The following is a 19,540-nucleotide window of genomic DNA, read 5'->3' on the forward strand; positions in this document are numbered from 1 at the left end:
TATGAAGAATAAAAAATGGATTACATTTTCTTTAGCAACAGCAATTACACTTAGTATGGGGAGTTCGTTCATACCGTCTACTTATGCCGAAAGCTCTGTAGACCCAGCTCCTGAAATTGCTGCAAAGGTTGTAAATCAAAACAATGGGAAGAAAGTATTATTTGATAATACGCACGGTCAAACTGCAGGGACAGCTGACTGGGTTATTGATGGCGGCTTTTCTGATTTCGGAAACGGCATTGCCCAAAACGGATATCATGTAAAAGAACTTCGTAAATCAACACCTATTACATACGACGACTTAAAAAATTACAACGTGTTTATCGTTCCTGAGGCAAATATTCCTTACAAAAAATCTGAACAAGACGCAATGTTACAATACGTGAAAAATGGCGGCAGTATTTTCTTCATTGCCGATCATTATAATGCAGATCGTAATAAAAACCGCTGGGACTCCTCAGAAGTGTTCAATGGATATAGACGCGGGGCATGGGATAATCCAGCAAAGGGAATGTCTAATGAAGAAACAACTTCACAAGCTATGCAAGGAGTAGAAAGCTCTGATTGGCTATCCGATAATTTCGGTATTCGCTTCCGTTACAATGCACTTGGTGATGTTTCAGCTAAAAATATTGTCTCAGCTGCGCAATCATTCGGAATTACAACTGGCGTTTCATCTGTAGCAATGCATGCCGGCTCTACCCTTGCGATTACAAATCCAAAACTAGCGAAAGGCCTTGTATATCTTCCAGAAAATCCATCAAAATGGAATAACGCTGTTGATAGCGGCGTTTATAACGGTGGTGGCGTTGCCGAGGGGCCTTATGCTGCTATTTCGAAAGTTGGTCTTGGAAAAGCTGCCTTTATTGGTGATTCTTCTCCTGTTGAAGATGCTACGCCAAAATATGTTCGCGAAGACTCAGGTCAAACAAAGAAAACTTATGATGGTTATAAAGAAGAAAACGATGCCGTTCTATTAGAAAACATCGTGAATTGGTTAGCGAAACAAGAAACATTTACAAGCTTAGATCAAGTGAGTGGTTTACAGCTTGATGCACCTACAGCTCTACAAACATTTGAACAACCAAGTTTATCAACAGAACCACAACCAGAACCTTGGAGCGCACCAACTCAAGGTTACCAGTGGTTCAATACAAATACTTTCAAATCTGGTTCATACGGCTATAACGGCGCCATGACAACGAGTGATTACGTAATTACGCACCCTAGCATTCTACCAAACAATGAAGTGTTCCAAATGACGATTCAAGTAAATAACTTATTACCAAATACAACGTACAATAATTATTCGTTAGGTATTTTCACAACTGGCGGAACACAAGTAGCAAAAGTTCAAAATACAAATGGTACTTGGCCATCTTCTTTCGGATATAGCAGTACATTCTCTTTCATAACAAATAGCCAAGGATCTGCTGAAAAAATTGTGAACGTACAACTGGATCCAAATACAACTGGACAAGCAACACTTCGCCTAAGACAAAACACAACAGCTAAATATAATGAGGCTGTAACGATTGGTAAAAAGTAAAGTAAAAGAAAAGGCAATCCGTAAAGGGATTGCCTTCTTCTCACTTCTCTTCTTTTGAGAAAAACATTCTTGAAATAACGATACCTATACTACCTACGATTAAGAATAACACCGCCCTAATCATCATCGACACCTCTGGTAAGTCGAGAAGGAATAACTTCCCTACTGTTACTACTAATACGACTAATCCAGCATATAATATTTCGTTCATCTGTCTATAACGGCCAAACCAAACTGCAAATAAAGCATATACCATCCATAATAATGATACAGATACGCTAATTATACTTCCATCTGTAGAAAGAACTTCACCGATCCTAGTAATTGTAATAAATACAATAACCATTAACGAGTAGAGCGCTATAGAATAAACATATTTACCTAAACTCGCTAACACTTCTTTTGCTTGTATCATGCAATAATAGAACGTTCCTATTAAAATAATATGAGCGACAAACCCTGCTGAAATGAACTCATCAAACGGGCTAAAAATCGTCTGTACCATTCCAATCGCATAAATCGTTGCACCTACATACAACTTAATATTTTGCTTTACTTTAATAGCAGTAACCATACCGAGGAAGCCTTGTAACAATAATACGATCGCTGCATTCACCAAACTATACTCGTATAAAATCGCTAAACTAAATGATCCCATTGCAAAGCCAAATATTAGATTTGAAAATACAGAATGTTTATTCTTCCTATATTCAAGTACAAACATAACAGCATGCACGAATGCACTTATAACTAATCCCCACGTTGTAAATTTAGAAATTTGAGAAATGGCTAAAATAAAGAAAACTGCATTCGCACTAAATATCGCCAATCGTGCTTCTTGTATAAAACTTCTCTCCGAAAACATATGCCAAAATAATAGTAAATGAATTGCACCGTATACAACTGTTAACTGTACTTGCACATTCTCTACTAATATTGACATAACAACAAAGAAGACAAATAGGACAATTGCCGCAACAACATAAGAAATCATATACAAGTACTTATAACGGTTTCTCAATGCATACCATAATAGGCTAATTGTTAATATCGTCTCATAACTAAAGAAAATATACGTATTAGGAGTCGTACTATTTAACAAGAAAGGAACAAAAAATGCTCCCACCGCCACGAAAATAGCGAGGTATTCCGATCTATATCTTTTCGCTAAATAAATCCCTAAAATAACCCATACAATATTACAGATAAACGCAATACTTGCAGGAATAAACTCATATAAATAATGTGCGGCAAACGTTGTTAAAACAATTCCCGTAATACTTCCTCCAGCTAATACTAACCCTAACGCTTGCCGCTCTCTTTTAATTTGTATATCTCCTACGTAATACAAACCGACAGATAGTACTATACCAAACACAACCCGTATCGCTGGTGTCAATAATCCGGCATCTACCCCTGCTTTGAATAACCAAATAACGCCAAGTAGCATAATACCGACAAATATGCGTGGTAACCACGTTTGACAAAACTTTATAATATTAAATGGTTCTGGTTTAAATGCAGATATATCTACTTGTTTCACCTCTGGCTCTTGCATGGACTTCCTCGTCTTAACTACATCTTCTTGTAACTTTTCATTACTTACCGCTTCAATATATTCTTTCTTTTCCTTATTAATATTTTGTTGAACTTTATCTACTTCTATTTTTCTTTGTTTCGCTTTCAATTCATAAATTGCCTCTTGCATCGTTTCAATTGCCGTTTCGAGTGCTTCTATTTTCTTATTCAAATCCTCCTTCATATGCTCCCCCCTCATCATTCATGTAAAACCTATATATTACCAATTACCTTTATCATACTCTTAGTCTATTCATTTTCAATACTATTTTTCCAAAAAAAGAAAGGTGTTTTCCCAAATAGGAAAACACCTCTTACTTATTTATTCTTATTTATAGCAATACTAACAATTACACCGAGGCAGACACCTACAAATGCCGGAACAATCCAACCTACACCTTCTGAATAAAACGGAAGCATTTTTAGTAGTGGTGTCCATTTATTCATCAGTACACTTTTGTTTAAAATATCAATCGCACTAAATACCGCTACGAGTCCAATCGTTACCGAATATACGTATACATACTTTCCAATATACTTATGGAATAACCCTAAAATAATAAGCGTTAGTGCAACTGGATAAATAAATCCAAGAATCGGTACCGATACTTTTAAAATTTGCGTTAATCCTAAATTAGCTAAAACCATACTAACAAAACTTAATATAAATGCCCAAACTTTATAAGATACTTTCGGAAATACACTTGTGAAAAATTGACTACAAGACGTAACAAGTCCGATTGAAACACATAGACAAGCAACAGTAAAAATAAGACCTAATAAAACTAACCCACCTTGTCCAAATAATGTAGTCATAACTTGTGCTAACACTTTCGCACCGTTATCAAATGTACCCAATGAACCACTAATTGAACCAACATATCCAAGAATGACATAAATAATAGTTAGTAATAGTCCTGCTCCAATACCAGCAATACTCATATATTTCGCTAAACCTTTATCATCCGCTACACCTTTTGCACGCAGAGCATTTGCAATAACAATCCCAAATATTAAAGCTGCTAACGCATCCATCGTTAAATATCCATCTAAAAATCCTTGGAACATAGGAGCTTGTCCATAATTTCCTGCAGGCTCTTTCACACCGCCTACTGATGTAAACATACTTTTTATAAATATAATAGCAATCATACATAATAATAAAGGCGTTAACACCTTTCCAAACAAGCCCATTAATTTAGACGGTGATAAACTTAACCAGTAAACAATACTAAAAAAATAGCCGTGTACAATAACAAAACTATGCTACCCGCTTCTGGGAACAACTGGCCTGGCCCCATTTCAAAAGCTAAACTTCCTGCACGTGGTATGCCAAGACCTGGTCCAATAAATAAGTACACAATACACGGAAAAATAATTGCAAATGAAGAATGAACCCTGCCCGCTAACGTTTGAAAACTCCCTGCTTTCGCAATAGCGATAACACCTAATATAGAAAGCCCTGTTGCTGATATAATAAAACCTAACAATGCAATCCATACATGTTCTCCTGCTTCATATCCAAGGAAAGGTGGAAATATAAGATTTCCGGCCCCAAAGAACATAGAGAATAACATAAGACTAATAAGCAAAATTTCTTTTTTCTGTAACAATTTCATTTCTTTCTCCTTCTTCAATTTCACCTTACATGAAATCAATTCCACAAATAAAAAAATGCGGTAATCCGCTTCCTTACAAAGAAAACATAGTCCATAGTCTATCACAAAAGAAACACCCATTCTATAGCTATTTCCCTTTTCAAATTTCTTCTGAAAAATCAACCTTTATTGACTTATAATAGTTAATAAGGTAAAATATTAATCATACAATACTATTAACTTTGTTTTTTGCTTGTGTCAGGAGGAAACTATTATGGAATCAGCGATACAACTAGAAAGAGAACAACAAAGAAAAAAGAAACATCCTCCAGGTTTATACTTACTCTTCTTTACAGAAATGTGGGAAAGATTTAGTTACTATGGATTACGAGGATTATTAACATTATATTTAACAACAGCTTTAGTAAGTGGTGGTCTTGGGTTTAGTCCCGCTTGGGCACTCTCTATTTACGGATTTTATACTGGTGCTTGTTATTTCACACCATTGATCGGTGGATACTTAACGGACCGTTTTCTAGGCAAACGAAAAGCCATCACAATTGGTGGTATAACAATGGCAATCGGTAACCTTACACTATTTGCCTTGCAAAACCAAGTCGGTCTATACCTCGGATTAGCGCTTATTATTATCGGTAATGGATTCTTCAAACCGAATATCTCTACACTTGTTGGAGAATTATACGAAGAAAATGATCCAAAACGTGATAGTGCATTTACAATTTTCTATATGGGTATTAACGTCGGTTCATTTTTAGCTCCACTCGTTTGCGGGTTTTTATCAGAAAATTTATTCAAAATAACAGTAGATGGCGTTGTTCATTTCGGATTCCGTTACGGTTTCTTAGCCGCTTCAATCGGAATGATCATTGGACAAATTTTATTTACAACACTATCAAATCGCTTCCTTGGTGATATCGGTAAAAAACCAACTCGCGATTTGCAAACGGATGCTGGACAACAAACAATAGGAAATACACCGTTAACAAAAAAAGAAAAACAACGTACAACAGTTATCATCATTTTAACATGCTTTGTTGTCTTCTTCTGGGCTGGATTTGAACAAGCTGGTAGTTCGTTAACATTATATACAAACAAATTTGTAGACCGCTCTGTGTTCGGATGGGAAGTTCCAACATCTTGGTTCCAATCGGTCAATCCGTTATTTATTATTTTACTTGCACCAGCTATTTCAGCATTATGGGCGAAACTGGCAACTAGAAAAAATGGTGACATGAAAATCCCAACAAAAATGGGACTTGGTATGATCTTACTCGGTATCGGCTATATTGTTCTTGTTATCGCTACATTAAAAACAGGCAGTGACGAACATAACATTACAGAAAAAGCAAACTTACTATTTATCGTCTTTACGTATCTTTTCCATACGTTAGGTGAGCTATTCTTATCACCTGTCGGGCTATCAATGGTTAGTGCTCTCGCTCCAGTAAAACTAGCCTCTTTATTAATGGGCGTATGGTTAGCAAGCTCAGGTATTGCTAATATTTTAGGCGGACAGCTTGCAAGCTTCACAACTTCACTTGGATATGCTGAAGTATTCACAGTTATTGGCGCTGTGGCGATCGTTTTAGGTTGTGTTTTATTATCAATTTCTAAGAAATTAGTGAAATGGATGGATTAAAAAAAGATGAGGAAAATTCCTCATCTTTTTTTACGCTTTCTTTCCCTTTTCTATTGCTTGTTCATACAAGCCTTTATGTTCTTTATATTCACTTGGCACGAAACTCTTATAGAAGAACGAAAGCCAGCTGTCTCCTTTTTTATATCCTTCTTCTCGAATTTCCGCTGCCTTTTTATTTGATTTAAATCCTTCAGTAAACCATTTCTTTAATGTTTCATTCTTTTCATACTTAGCAGGAACTTTTAAGTCGTAGTTTTCAAATGCATATGTATATCCAGCTTTTTCCGCTGCCTTTTTAGCAGCCTTATATCCCTTTTCATACGCGGTTTCATATACTTTCACATATGTATCCTTTTCAGTATTTCCAGGTTTCTTTTCAGCTAATTCTTTACCAGCCTTTTCACCAAGTTCCGCTTGTTCTTTTTCAATCTTTTCGGTTCTCTCTTTATTACCTACTTGGAAACCTTCTGCAAAGTTCACCTTAAACTCAGGAGTAATTTGACTATCGTCCATTGCTTCTTGTGTTAACCCTTGCTCTTTACCTTTTTCAAAATGTGCTTTTTTCTGTTCTTCTAAAGACCACGTCGCAGCATACGCAGTTGTGAATGCTTGTTTATATGCGTCTGACTTTCCAGCTACATGTCCTTCTGCATTATTCTTTCCTGCTTTAAAATCTGTCTCTCCACTTTTTTGACCTTCAGCTTGTCCCTTTTCAGCCTCAGCTTTACGCTGCGCTTCCTCTGCCTTACGTGCTTCTTCTGCTTTGCGTTGTTCTTCTGCTTTGCGTTGTTCTTCTGCAGCACGCTGTCTCTCTTCCTCTACTTTGCGCTGTTCTTCTGCAGCACGTTGTCTCTCTTCTTCTGCTTTACGTTGTTCTTCTGCAGCTCTTTGTTTCTCTGCCTCAGCCTTACGCTGTGCTTCTGCTTGTTTCTCTGCTTCTACAGCACCATTATTATTTTGACTAGGCGCAGGACTCGTTGTACCACTATTAGAAGCTGGTTTATTGTGATAATGATATTCCCCGTACTGCAATCCCCATTTTTCACAATTTGTACGACACGTATGTCCACCATTAGCATCTGTACGTCCTGGATGTGCATAAGCAGAAATTGGCGCTACCAATAACGCTACACTTGTTGTTAAAAGAAGTTTTTTTACTTGCTGTTTCACTTTTGTTCCTCCCAAAATCTAGAATCATTACTTTATTATATAAAAATAGAAAAATATTTAAATACCAACTAAAATATTCTTTTATTTCTCAACATTGGATAAAAAAAGAAGGTTCACTCTTTAAAGAGTGAACCTTCTTTTTTCTTTATTTCTTAGCCTTTGTTCCTACTAAATCACCCGTAATAACAAAACGCTTAGAATTATCCTTAACAGATACACATGTAATAAGTGTTATCTCATCTTTCCCATGATCCTCTACAACTTCCCATTTATCAGGAGTCACTTCAGATACACCGGTAACAGTATACTCATACTCATTTGCATTGTCATACAAATAAATTTTATCGTTCTTCTTTAAAGTTGATACATCACTAAATAAAACACCTTTTTTTGACATATTATGCCCTGCAAGTGCATAATTCCCTTGTCCCATTACTTGATTTTCTCTTACAGTTGCCGCACCTGATAATAAATTCTTTTCAGTCGACGCTTTTAAAACAGGAAGTTCTAATGAGATGCTCGGAATTGAAATACGACCGATTACTTGTTTTTTATCTAACGATGCACTCGCTACTTCTGCCAAGTCTGGTTGATTAATTTTTGAAGCATCTACAAATTCTGTATCATGCTTTTCATATTCCATCTTTTGAACAGCTTGTACATTCGCTGTCTGCTTCTTCTCTGCATTATATCCATCATAAAATGGCTTTCCGATTAATACACCACCTACAACAAATAGAAGGATTGCTACTATACTATAAATTCTTTGCTTATTCATATACAATTCCTTTCCGTTACAAAATCTTACTCTATATAAAATGATAAGATAATATTGCTGTATGTACAAGTGTAAGCTGAAAAGAAACCTTCTTGCTTATGCAAGAAGGTTTCTTTTAAACTAACTTATTTCTGTATAGGGATACGTGAAAGACCGTCATTTGAATAAAGAAAATAGAGAATATAATATACAGTGGGTACCCAGGAAGATAGTCATTAATAATAGGCGAAAAAGTTAAAAACCCGACTGCACAAGGTAACACATACCATAACGAAACAAAAGTTGTTCGACAGGCTTTATCCGTAATCGCTTTTTCACGTTCATCTTCTAGTGGAAATAATAATGGATACATCCAAAAAGATAAATTCTTGTATTTTTTCTTTTGAATTCTATAAAAAATTGTAACTATAATAGCTCCAATAAATAATAAAATGAATGGTGCTCCATTAAACCATACTTCAAATGGGAACTTCTCGTTTTTAATTATATCTGCTAACTCTGTAATAACACTATAAAATTCAACAAATGTCCAGCAGGCTAGCGCAGTATAAAGCACGTTTACGATATAAGAAACCCCAATTCTATTCATCCTCTTCCCCCTCCTTATTTAAAACAAATACATCTTCCATCTTTAACTCGAATACATCACAAATCGTCAATGCTAGTAATAATGAAGGAACGTAATCCCCTTTTTCAATTGCTGCAATTGTTTGTCTCGTCACTCCGACTTTTTCCGCTAATACACTTTGTGTAAAATTAAAACGAGCTCTTAATTCCTTCACTCTATTTAAAATGGTCAAATTTACCACCTCTCACTATTATTGTATGATATCCTTAACAAAATGTAAACTCAACTTAACATTATTTTTATAAAAAAATCCAACTTTACGTTTTGTAAAGTTGGATTACGTTTTAGTTTAAAATTGTAACTTTAACACTTCTTCTGCCCCAATTATTAGCTGTAGCTGAATCTGGCATTAATAAATCAATTATATGACCTTTAATCGCACTACCAGTATCTCCAGCAATCGCCGTACCATAATTTTCCACATATACAGTAGAACCTAATGGAATCACAGCTGGATCTACAGCAATTAGTTTCATGTTTGGATTTGCAGTCAAATTATGTCCTAACTTAGACTTTACAATTTCACCCGGTTTATAGCCATTTTCAGATGGATCAGCTGTATAAGCAGTTGCTGTTACATAAAATTCTTTTCCACCTTGAGCTGGTTTTGGATCCGGCTTAGTTGGTGTTGTATCTTTAGCTACAGGCTCTGCCGGCTTAGCTGCCTGTTCTTCTTTTTGCTTAGCTGCTGCTGCCTTCGCTTTTGCCAACTCTTCTTGCTCAGCCTTTGCAGCTGCTTCAGCTTTTGCGCGCTCTTCTGCTGCAATTCTTGCTGCTTCTTGTTCACGAGCAATTGTTTCTTGTACTGCTTTCATATTTGCTTCAACTTTTGCTTTCTCTTCCGCTGCTAAATTAAGTTGGCTTGCAATCTGATTATATTTAGCTTGAACTGTTTGTAAGTTATCTTGACGTTTTTTCAAGTTATCTTGCAAATCCGCTTGTGCTTTTGCTAATTTTTGCTTATCTACTACTAAAGATGCTTCTTTTTCGTCAATTGCTTTTTTATCTTCTTCAATTTGACGAAGATCTTGTTCTTGTAGACGTAAAATTTCTTTATCTGCTTCTAGAATAGTAGTAACTGCGTTCATACGTTGTATGAAATCTGCAAAGTTTTTTGATTCTACAACAACTTCTACTACTAAACTCGTATTTGAGCTATTTTGAACAGAAACCATACGTTTTTTCATAATATCCTTACGAGCAAGGACTTTATCTTCTAAAACGATAATATCTGCTTTTTTTTGTTCAATCTGCTTATGTGTTTCATCGATTTTATGTTGAATAGCAGCTTGATCCTCTTTATTTTTTGCAATTGTATTATTTAAATTATGTAGTTCATTTTCGATACCTTGAATTTCTTTACTAACAGCTTGCTTCTCTTGCTCTTTCTTCTGCATATCTGCATCGTTTTGCTGCAATTGCTGTTGCATGTTGTTAAGTTTCTCGTCGTTTGACTCTGCTTTTACAGCGACTGTACTAGAAAGAACAATCATTCCTGCTAATACTAGACTACTGATTCGCTTAAAATAGTTCATAATCCGACTCCCTTCTTATACAGTTATACATGATTTATTTTACAGTTTGTTTACAGGACCATTAAATACAGTTTATTTTTCATGACAAAAAAAGGGAATTACGAATAAAATGTAATAGATTCTTAAACATTTAACAATTCCTATATTTAAAAATTATAAAAGATGCTAAAATCCAAATATAGAGAAAATATAACTTCTAAAGGCGGTTGAGATAAATACATGTTTACTCAAAAGAAAGCACTCCAACATAAAATTGATCAATTAGAAAATCGTATACAAGAGCTAGAAACAGAATTAAAACAAAAAGATATTGAAAGCCAAGAGACTATTTCTTCTATCCACGACCGTGTACAAAGCGTTGTTCAAGAGCATCAACTTGTAAATAACCAGCACCATACACTCCAAAATTTAATTCAACATTTAAACTCATGTTTTGAAAATGTTTCAACACGTACGACACATTCCAATGAATTAAATAGTGAAATGTTACAAAAAGAACAAAGCTTAATTCAGTCTATTGAAGAAATTATCGATTGCTCTAATGAAGGAAAAGAATCTGTTCACCGTTTACTTATTGTAATTAATAAATTAGGTGAACAATCTCAGCGCACGTCTAATAGTATGAATCATTTAAGTGAACGCTCAAAAGAAATCGAGCAAATCGTAGAAGTAATTCAAAACATTGCTGCGCAAACAAATTTATTAGCGTTAAATGCAAGTATTGAAGCTGCACGTGCTGGAGAGCATGGAAAAGGATTCGCTGTTGTTGCCAATGAAGTAAGAAAACTAGCAGAAAGCACAGCGGAGAGTACAAAAAACATTGGCAATTTAACGAAAAAAATCCAAGAGGAAATTGAAAAAGCGTACGAAAATACAAAAGATAATTTACATTTAGTTGATGAAGGTGTAGAAATGAGCGCCGATACTAACGCTAGAATTGAAAATATTTTAATAATGATTCAAACATTACAAAGTGGCGCTACAAATGTTATTAAAGCTATCGAAAACCAAAAATCTTGTAATGATGATATATTACGAGAATTTGCAAATACACAGCAAATGTTCCAAAAATTAAATACTACTATTATGAATCATATTCATGATGCTGAAAAAGTCGATGTTCAATTATCAAAAAGTCTTCAAGAAACAGTAGCTTCTCATTAATAATAAAAATCCCTTATACCGGTATAAGGGATTTTTATTATATTTCGAATATTTATTTCTTCTCAATATTCATCCTCTCTTTTGCTATAATGGAAAAGTTGTTTCTTTCGACTAATAAACAAGGAGGTTATTATGGAACAATTTTACTACATTTTAAAATATTTAATTCTTGGTCTGTTCCAAGGGCTAACAGAGCCAATTCCGATTTCTTCAAGCGGTCACCTCGTTTTAGCACAGCATTTGCTAGGACTAAAAATAGAAGGGTTTAGCTTTGAGCTACTTGTTAATTCAGCTTCATTATTAGCTGTATTACTTATTTATAGAAATGATTTAATTCGTCTAACAAAGAATGGTCTATCTTATATATTCACAAGAGCAGAAGATGCAAAATCAGATTTCTTCTTTATTATTTACCTTGTTATTGCAACCATTCCAGCAGGTGTAATTGGAGTTTTATTTAAAGATTATATCGACCACTATTTAAAAGGTGTTAAAATGGTTGGGATTTCCCTTCTTATTACTGCTATCGGCCTTTGGATTATTCGAAACTTACGTGGACGTAAAAATGATGGCGACCTTTCTATGAAAGATGCAATCATTATTGGTCTAGCACAAGCTTGCGCACTAATTCCTGGTATAAGCAGATCAGGTGCTACAATCGTGGCAGCAATGTTACTTGGTATGAAGCAAGAAACAGCTCTTCGCTTCTCATTCTTACTATACATTCCTGTTAGCTTAGGTGGTTTATTGTTAAGTATTACAGACATTGCAAACGATCCAAATTTAGATACATTATTTGTACCTTATATTGTTGCTTTCATCGCAACATTTGTCATGACATATATTTCATTAAAATGGTTTATGAACATTATGGCAAAAGGAAATTTAAAATACTTCTCTTTCTACTGTATTATCGTAGGTGTGCTAACTATCATTTTCTTATAAAATGAAACTTTAATCAGTGGGGGTTTTGTTCATCCCTCCTGATTATTATCCCTCACCAATCGGGCTTTTACCGGCAGCAGGGCTCCCACCTAACTTCTTTGCTCCACCTGAATTTTGAGGTGGGAGTTTTACTGCCCACAAATAGCGGGATAAAAAACCACTTACTGCCCTCATACAGTAAGTGGTTTTTCCTTATGCATAAACTTTCTTTTCCTGACAATACAAGCGAATAGCATGTGAATTTTTTTGAAATAAATCATGTGTTAAGCGAATAATAATAAAATTTCGTTTTGTATTATCATCATGAACAAAAATCTGTTCCCCCTCTTGAAAACGCCATGTGCTTTCAAAAGTTGTAATATGATCCCCGCTTACCGAAAAAAGCTCATATTGCATATCATGTACCCTCTTTCAACTTGTATAATCATAATATCTTTATATTGAACTTATTATAACTTAATCTATTTTAAATTTGTAATTTTTTCTATTTCGAGCTATTTCAACTTTGTTTTACATTCTTTTAAGCGCTATAATGATAAACGAAATTTCATTGAAAGGAGCTTCATTTTGACTGCATATTTATTTCCAGTAAAAACAGCTTTTATTTTATTTCCTATTTTAGCAATGTTTCTCTTAATTCCTTTTTTAATATTTAATTATCGAAAATACGGTTATTTAAATAAATGGCGCTCATTTATTTTATACTCATTATTACTCTACTTATTAAATGCCTATTTTCTTGTTATTTTGCCATTACCACAAACGTATGATACTTGTAGCCTACAACCGGCTAATACACAGCACATGCAACTCTCACCATTTTATTTCATACAAGAGATTAGTAATCATACATCGGCAATTTTAACGAAACCTACTACTTATTTCTTGTTATTAAAAGAATCTGCATTTTTACAAGTTGCTTTTAACGTTCTATTAACCGTTCCATTCGGTATTTACTTACGTTATTATTTCCGACGTAGTTTCTTACAGACTATTTGTATTTCTTTTTGTCTTTCACTATTTTTCGAGCTAACACAAGTGACTGGACTATATGGTATTTATAATTGTGCATATCGCTTATTTGATATCGATGATTTGTTTTTAAATACACTAGGTGGCGTAATTGGTTTTATCATTGCACCAATATTTACGTACTTCCTTCCGAAAGCAAACGAGTTAGATAGTCGTATTGATTTGGAAACGAAACCAGTCGGATTCGTTCGTCGCCTTATCGCGATGCAAATTGATTGGATTTTCTTATCTATCGTTGTACCTGTCATTAAAAACAAAGGAAATTCTTTCTTCATTTCTAATATCCAATCTTACACAAATGTATACGAACTCCTTTTCATTACATGTTCAATCTTAATTTACTTTATTATCATCCCATATTTTACAAATGGAAGAACAATAGGGAAAGCGTTGCTTCGTATTTACATTAAAGGACAAGCAGAGCGTATTACACTAAAAGAATTATTCATTCGTTACGGTATATTCTATTTCATTTTAGGTGGAATCAATTACATTCTTTCTAGTAGCTCTATTTTAAATCATACAGAGCCTTTAGTATTACTAGTTATACTGTTATTCCAATTTGTAATTAACGGGCTATTTATTATTCATGTTTTATTACATGTATTTAGCAGTGATAAATTACTATTTTACGAGCGTATTAGTCATACAAGAAATGCAATTACACTTAAAAAAGCTGACAAATACTAATTTGTCAGCTTTTTTTCATAATCGTAAATAACTTTTCTGTATAAGGGCTTAAAAATATTCCTGTTTCATCTAGTGACTTCCTCACTTTTAGAAACGAATGCAATTCTGGATATATATTTTGCAATTTTTCGTACGTTAACGTATGCATTTTCCCCCAATGTGGGCGCCCTTCATACTTTAAAAAAATTTTCTCCACTTCACCAAAATAAGCGGCATACTTCATACCTTTATACATATGAACAGCTATATACGCTGAATCTCTTCCATATGCTGGACTGAGCCATATATCATCACCTCTCACGTAGCGGCATTCAATCGGGAAGTGCACCTTATACTTTTTCTTTTCAATAAGATTTGAAATTTCTTCTACAACAGCCCTCATATACTTTGAAGGGACACTGTACTCCATTTCATAAAATGGAACTGTACGTGATGTAGCGAACACTTCATAGCTTGGTCCAATTATTTTCGTGTTCGGTACAGCCTTAGCTGATAATCGGCTTACTCCTTTACTTATAGAAGGAAACCATTTACACCCTTTAGATAATAAAGAGAACATCCTATTTTCAAGTAACTCCACCTTTAGTTTATGCCATTTCAAATCACTTTCTTTACTCGTTGTTTCGTTTGTAAATTTCACTTGTACTTCATCTGAATAAGGAAAAACGAAAAATTCAAAATGACGATTCTTCTTATATTCTTCTAGTTTGTTCATTACAGTAGACAATGATTGTTTTTCACTTTCATAAACAAGCGAATACGCTGGGATAACCTTCAATTTTATCTTTACAATGATACCTAGCATTCCAAGCGACAACTGAAATGCTTTCCAATATTCGGCGTTCTCGGTTTCTGAACAAACTATACTCTCACCTGTTGATAAAACTGCCGTGATCTCTATAACTTGTGTTGATAAACTCCCAAATGTAACACCCGTCCCATGAGTTCCCGTACTAATCGCTCCTGCAATAGATTGTGAATCAATATCTCCTAAATTTTCTTGCGCATAACCTTTTTCCTGAAGTAACTTCCCTAAATCATGTAGCTTTGTTCCCGCCCATACTTCGGCAACCTTCTTCTCTGCATCAATATTCACAATGCCCTTCAATTCATCTAAAGAAACTAAAATTTCTTCCGTTTGCACAAGAGGTGTAAACGAATGACCTGAACCGACAACACGAATTTTCTTTCCTTTTTTTCGTGCAAGCCCCACAACTTCTACTACATCTTGTATACTTTTTGGATACATCGTATAATGCGGCGTTCCTTCTACATTCCCTGTCCAATTTCTCCATTTTTGTCCCTTTATAGAAAGCATTGTCCATCCCCCCGATATGTTGAATACTCTCCAACAATTTCCCCTTGTTTAATGCGATACAAAATAGGAAAACGCTCGCATAACTCCCCAGCTTTACTATGGCGAAACAAGATAGAATCTCCTATATCCACTCGTTCCTCGCCGTTATAAAAAATTGGCGTTTGCACTTCACCAGCACCTTCTAAAGCTAATAGTTTTGCACCATGCGGCATCCAAACCTCAGGCTCTTTATCTTTACCAACTGCACCTGAGGCAATATATCCGCCACCTAGGCAAGTATAAATAAAAGGATCCGGTTTACGTACAACTGGTAAAGCAAATCCGGCAGCTGGCTGAAATTTTACTTCTTTATAATAATCAAACAGTTTAGGAGAGTAAAAGGCGGATCCTACAGTCATCTCCGTAACTGCGTTATCTTGCTCAGTTGTTTTTATACTTCCCGTTCCTCCCCCATTTACAAATCTTAGTTCACTACCAAGGCTTTGTATTTCTTTTACGATACGTCCTCTTCTTTCTTTAACCTCTAACACTGATTTCTTCTTTAAATACGAAACAGCTTTACTTTTCATCCATTGATTCGGTATATGATCCCCCACCCCGGCAATTTGGGCTTCATATCCCATTACACCATCTAGTATTAAATATGATGAGCCCTTCACCTTTTCTACTATTTTCAAAGCGCTCTGCACATCTTTTACCGGGGATCTTTTTACACCAAAATGAAATTTCAAAAAACGACTACTCATATCAATATCCAAACAAACGCGAAAACACCCTTTAGACTTCTCAGCAATTTTTTCTAAATAAGTAATATGGTCTTCACAATCCACCATACAAGTTATAATGTGCCCTTGCTTTGTCAGCAAACTAATTTCATGTAAAGCTCTTTCATCATAAACAGGATATCCGAGCAATAAATCATTAAATCCTTGTTCAATTAAAAACAAAGCTTCTCTAGGAGAAAAACACATAATACCTTGAAAGCGATTATTTGCAGCCAAAATCTTTTTCATAATTGGAACAGAGCGTAATGATTTACTCGCTATACGAATCTTCTTATCTCCACTTAACTCTATAATCGATTGAATGTTCCTCTCTAAAGCCACTTCATCTAAAAATGCACACGGTAATGGAACTTCCTTAAAAATTCCTCTATCCACAGTTTTCTCTCCTCTTCTATATATGTCTTATACATATTGGAAAGAAAGAATGATTTTCCTGTTTTCAAATAAAAAAAGTTTCTTCTTTACGAAGAAACTTTTTCAAGGCTACTCTACTTCATAGAAATAGTCGCCTCTACTGGATAATGATCCGAGTAATCATTATATGTATATTCTTTGAGCCATGACGTAACAGTCCATTGTGGCGATTTCGACTGTAACACCTTATTCTCTATATACGATGGATTAGCATGGTCCTTACTTGTAATAATATAATCTAAATACTCGGCAGGGCTATCGGGGAAGTTATATTTCGCAATACTGTTTGTCGTCGCATCCCAAGTTGCAGTATGTCCAGTATAAGATGGAATAGAAGCGTGCAATGTTTTGAACATGGATGCGTACTCTGAGTCACTATTATTCTCAGCATTTATTTTATTCACATTCATATCACCACCAATTAACACATACTCGTTATTTGGTATATTTTTATTTTTAATAAACTCTTGAATTTCTTGTAGCTGTTTTGTACGTACAGATGCTGGCGAAGTTTGTCCACACATATTATCTTCAGCTTGTAAATGTGTCCCAATTACATGAACGAAACGATCATTTTTCTTAACTTTTGTGTATACAAATCCTTTATTTGATAAGTTATCTGGCCCACATCCTTTTTCAAATACATATTGAATCTTTTCAATGATTGGCCATTTACTTACAATAGCTACACCGCCATCTTCAGGGGTCGAAGATGAATAGTTACCTAATGTTTTATCCCATTCGTTTCCGTCACTACGACCTAATACTGCCGTTTGATTTGGATATTCTTTCTTCAAATTTCCTAATAAGCGATTTGAAGCGTTATTATCAAATACTTCATTCAATATAACAACATCTTGATTTTTCATATAATCCGCTGCCCCAATTAAATCAGCACGCTCATTTTGTCCCCAGTTCGGATATAAGTTCGTTGATAGCATGTACACATTATGCGTCATCACTTTTAATGTATTATTTTGATTTATAGACATTTCTGCTTGAGCTGAAGATCCACTATATAAAGCTCCTAAACCAATACCAAAGCTAAGTACACCTTTTAGCAATTTACCTTTCACGTTTCATACCTCCATGTACTGTGTAGTGATAAAAAGGCCAAATACTCTATTCTGAGATTTGACCTTTTTCAAATATTTAACGATTTCCGTACGTATCAAACCAAAGCTGGATGTATCCAGCAGTAACACGTTGTGCATCCATTAATCGCGTACCTGTCATTGGTGTAACTTCAGCGCGCCATTTATCTGCATATTCTTGTGATACAGCTGCTTTCACGAACCAATCTTTCGTATTATCATTTACAATGCCAGAGTAATCTTGTTTCGCAGCTACTGCCGCTCCATGAATCCAATCTTCTGGATTTGTACCTTTCCAGTTCCAATATCCATTTCCATCCGTTACTTTATAATTATCTTTTATCGTATCTACAAAGTTTTCATATTTAGAATGGAACCCTTGTGGATACGAAAGATTTGTAAAGTTTGCCGCATGCATCGGTTGATTTACATCCCCTAAGTAATGAAGAGATAACCCCAAATAGAAGAATGCTTGTTTCATATCTTTATTTTTGTATGACTCACCTGCTAATTTGAAATATTTAGCTCCAGTTTCCTTTGCCTGCTTTGCAAATGGAATATAAGTTTTTCCATTGTCAGGGTCATAGAAGTGTGAAGCAAATGTGCTATTATCATAATAAGGATTTTCATAGTCAGCAGCATAAATACCGTTCTCTAACTCCGTACGCCATTCATTTAATAGTGCAACTTGATCTTGTTTTACAAGTGTTGTATTACGAGACATAATATCCATTGCACGGTTTACAATCCATAAATGAGAGTTTACGCCTTCTTTATGCTTATCTTCAGCAGACCAGCGGTGAACTATATTTATTCTACTTCCCCCATCATTTTCATGAGCAAATGCAACACTTTGTAACGGAGCTACTAATGTAATAGCTGCTGCTAAAGCAAGAACTTTCTTTTTCATCTGAAATCCTCCATTTTATAATTGAATTATTTTTCATATTTTGTTAGGATCCTACGATGTCTTCCGGTTAACCTATGACTAGAATATCCCACCTTTCACAAATTTCTATCAATAAATTAAAATATGCAAATGTTAATATCATTATAACTTTATACATAGTGAATATAATGAATGAATACACTTACATTGTAATAAAATATTGTTAAGCTACTGCAAATACTTGTCTAAACTAATGTAAAAAAAGAGTAAAGCGATTAACCGCTTTACTCTTTTTTTCTTTTCGATAATATACTTGGCAGTTGCACATTAACTGCCAATTTATGAATAAATCCAAACACTAATCCAATCCCGATAAATATGTATAAAATCGTAAATACCTTTCCGAAATCAGTTTGCGGACTAAAATTCCCATCACCGACAGTCGTCAACGTAACCACACTAAAATATAGAGCGTCAAGAGGACGTAATCCTTCAACTGTACTATAAAAAATCGTACCAGATGTTAATGTTAAAAATGTTAATACGAATAATACTTGAAATTCTTTATCTTTCCACGCTCGTAAACAAGCTTTTAGCATCCGTTTCAATGTCAACATAAATGAAAGCATTAGACTTCCCCTTCCAAACAAAATACCTGTAGTTAAAGGAAAGTCTATCACCTTTCTGTATAGAAAAAAAGTAGCCCTCTTCTA

General features: G+C 34.8%; 16 protein-coding genes and 2 pseudogenes. 5 read left to right on the forward strand and 13 right to left on the reverse strand.

Annotation, left to right across the window (positions count from 1 at the left end):
• The first annotated feature begins 1 nt into the window (after nt 1).
• The gene (locus CQ058_RS19885) at nt 2-1,549 is read left to right on the forward strand and encodes a DNA-binding protein (protein ID WP_105589941.1); all 1,548 of its coding nucleotides are present in this window, start codon (nt 2-4) and stop codon (nt 1,547-1,549) included.
• 40 nt (nt 1,550-1,589) lie between these two features.
• Here the strand turns inward: CQ058_RS19885 and CQ058_RS19890 are convergent, their stop codons facing one another.
• Entirely contained in the window at nt 1,590-3,311 is a 1,722-nt protein-coding gene (locus tag CQ058_RS19890) for a DUF2339 domain-containing protein (protein WP_002188331.1), read from the reverse strand.
• 134 nt (nt 3,312-3,445) lie between these two features.
• Nucleotides 3,446-4,746 (reverse strand): annotated as a pseudogene (gene brnQ1 / locus CQ058_RS19895) (branched-chain amino acid transport system II carrier protein BrnQ1).
• Between the two features lie 253 nt (nt 4,747-4,999).
• Between brnQ1 and CQ058_RS19900 the strand changes: the two are divergent.
• Nucleotides 5,000-6,385, forward strand: coding sequence for a peptide MFS transporter (locus tag CQ058_RS19900; RefSeq protein ID WP_105589942.1), 1,386 nt, complete (start codon nt 5,000-5,002; stop codon nt 6,383-6,385).
• A 30-nt stretch (nt 6,386-6,415) separates the two neighbouring features.
• On the opposite strand, the gene CQ058_RS19905 is transcribed toward CQ058_RS19900, so the two are convergent.
• The 5 genes from CQ058_RS19905 to CQ058_RS19925 form a co-directional block, all read right to left on the reverse strand.
• Nucleotides 6,416-7,555 carry a YHYH domain-containing protein gene (locus CQ058_RS19905; protein ID WP_002188326.1) on the reverse strand — a complete coding sequence of 380 codons (1,140 nt, stop codon included), beginning with the start codon at nt 7,553-7,555 and terminating at the stop codon, nt 6,416-6,418.
• A 145-nt stretch (nt 7,556-7,700) separates the two neighbouring features.
• The gene (locus CQ058_RS19910) at nt 7,701-8,333 is read right to left on the reverse strand and encodes a class A sortase (RefSeq protein ID WP_002186970.1); all 633 of its coding nucleotides are present in this window, start codon (nt 8,331-8,333) and stop codon (nt 7,701-7,703) included.
• 115 nt (nt 8,334-8,448) lie between these two features.
• Nucleotides 8,449-8,922 (reverse strand): DUF2178 domain-containing protein, encoded by a 474-nt coding sequence (locus CQ058_RS19915; RefSeq protein ID WP_002090909.1) that lies wholly within the window; start codon nt 8,920-8,922, stop codon nt 8,449-8,451.
• Nucleotides 8,915-9,133: a helix-turn-helix transcriptional regulator gene (locus tag CQ058_RS19920; RefSeq protein ID WP_002167109.1), complete on the reverse strand. Its 219-nt coding sequence runs from the start codon at nt 9,131-9,133 to the stop codon at nt 8,915-8,917. The genes CQ058_RS19915 and CQ058_RS19920 overlap by 8 nt, the downstream gene beginning before the upstream one ends.
• A gap of 112 nt (nt 9,134-9,245) precedes the next feature.
• Nucleotides 9,246-10,496, reverse strand: a complete 1,251-nt coding sequence (locus tag CQ058_RS19925) for a 3D domain-containing protein (protein ID WP_002188325.1) — start codon at nt 10,494-10,496, stop codon at nt 9,246-9,248.
• A gap of 645 nt (nt 10,497-11,141) precedes the next feature.
• Here CQ058_RS19925 and CQ058_RS32885 point away from each other — a divergent pair.
• Both CQ058_RS32885 and CQ058_RS19935 read left to right on the forward strand, forming a co-directional pair.
• Nucleotides 11,142-11,660, forward strand: a pseudogene (locus CQ058_RS32885) (methyl-accepting chemotaxis protein); the annotation flags it as partial.
• A gap of 132 nt (nt 11,661-11,792) precedes the next feature.
• The gene (locus CQ058_RS19935) at nt 11,793-12,605 is read left to right on the forward strand and encodes an undecaprenyl-diphosphate phosphatase (RefSeq protein ID WP_002010553.1); all 813 of its coding nucleotides are present in this window, start codon (nt 11,793-11,795) and stop codon (nt 12,603-12,605) included.
• Nucleotides 12,606-12,797: 192 nt separating this feature from the next.
• On the opposite strand, the gene CQ058_RS19940 is transcribed toward CQ058_RS19935, so the two are convergent.
• The gene (locus CQ058_RS19940; protein ID WP_002125270.1) at nt 12,798-13,001 is read right to left on the reverse strand and encodes a hypothetical protein; all 204 of its coding nucleotides are present in this window, start codon (nt 12,999-13,001) and stop codon (nt 12,798-12,800) included.
• Between the two features lie 171 nt (nt 13,002-13,172).
• Between CQ058_RS19940 and CQ058_RS19945 the strand changes: the two genes are divergently transcribed.
• Nucleotides 13,173-14,327, forward strand: a complete 1,155-nt coding sequence (locus CQ058_RS19945) for a VanZ family protein (RefSeq protein WP_002188324.1) — start codon at nt 13,173-13,175, stop codon at nt 14,325-14,327.
• Nucleotides 14,328-14,331: 4 nt separating this feature from the next.
• On the opposite strand, the gene CQ058_RS19950 is transcribed toward CQ058_RS19945, so the two are convergent.
• The 5 genes from CQ058_RS19950 to CQ058_RS19970 all read right to left on the reverse strand — a co-directional run bounded on the left by CQ058_RS19950 (nt 14,332) and on the right by CQ058_RS19970 (nt 19,456).
• Entirely contained in the window at nt 14,332-15,645 is a 1,314-nt protein-coding gene (locus CQ058_RS19950; RefSeq protein ID WP_002188323.1) for a D-arabinono-1,4-lactone oxidase, read from the reverse strand.
• Nucleotides 15,633-16,805: an amino acid deaminase/aldolase gene (locus CQ058_RS19955; RefSeq protein WP_002188322.1), complete on the reverse strand. Its 1,173-nt coding sequence runs from the start codon at nt 16,803-16,805 to the stop codon at nt 15,633-15,635. The genes CQ058_RS19950 and CQ058_RS19955 overlap by 13 nt, the downstream gene beginning before the upstream one ends.
• Before the next feature lie 113 nt (nt 16,806-16,918).
• Complete coding sequence (sph, locus tag CQ058_RS19960; protein WP_002188321.1) at nt 16,919-17,920, reverse strand: sphingomyelin phosphodiesterase; 1,002 nt, start codon at nt 17,918-17,920, stop codon at nt 16,919-16,921.
• Between the two features lie 76 nt (nt 17,921-17,996).
• Nucleotides 17,997-18,848: a phospholipase CerA gene (gene cerA / locus CQ058_RS19965; protein WP_002029789.1), complete on the reverse strand. Its 852-nt coding sequence runs from the start codon at nt 18,846-18,848 to the stop codon at nt 17,997-17,999.
• A gap of 263 nt (nt 18,849-19,111) precedes the next feature.
• Nucleotides 19,112-19,456 (reverse strand): potassium channel family protein, encoded by a 345-nt coding sequence (locus CQ058_RS19970; protein ID WP_000948238.1) that lies wholly within the window; start codon nt 19,454-19,456, stop codon nt 19,112-19,114.
• Nucleotides 19,457-19,540 lie beyond the last annotated feature (84 nt).

The organism is Bacillus sp. MYb56, from assembly GCF_002976445.1.
GTDB classification, from domain to species: domain Bacteria; phylum Bacillota; class Bacilli; order Bacillales; family Bacillaceae_G; genus Bacillus_A; species Bacillus_A mycoides.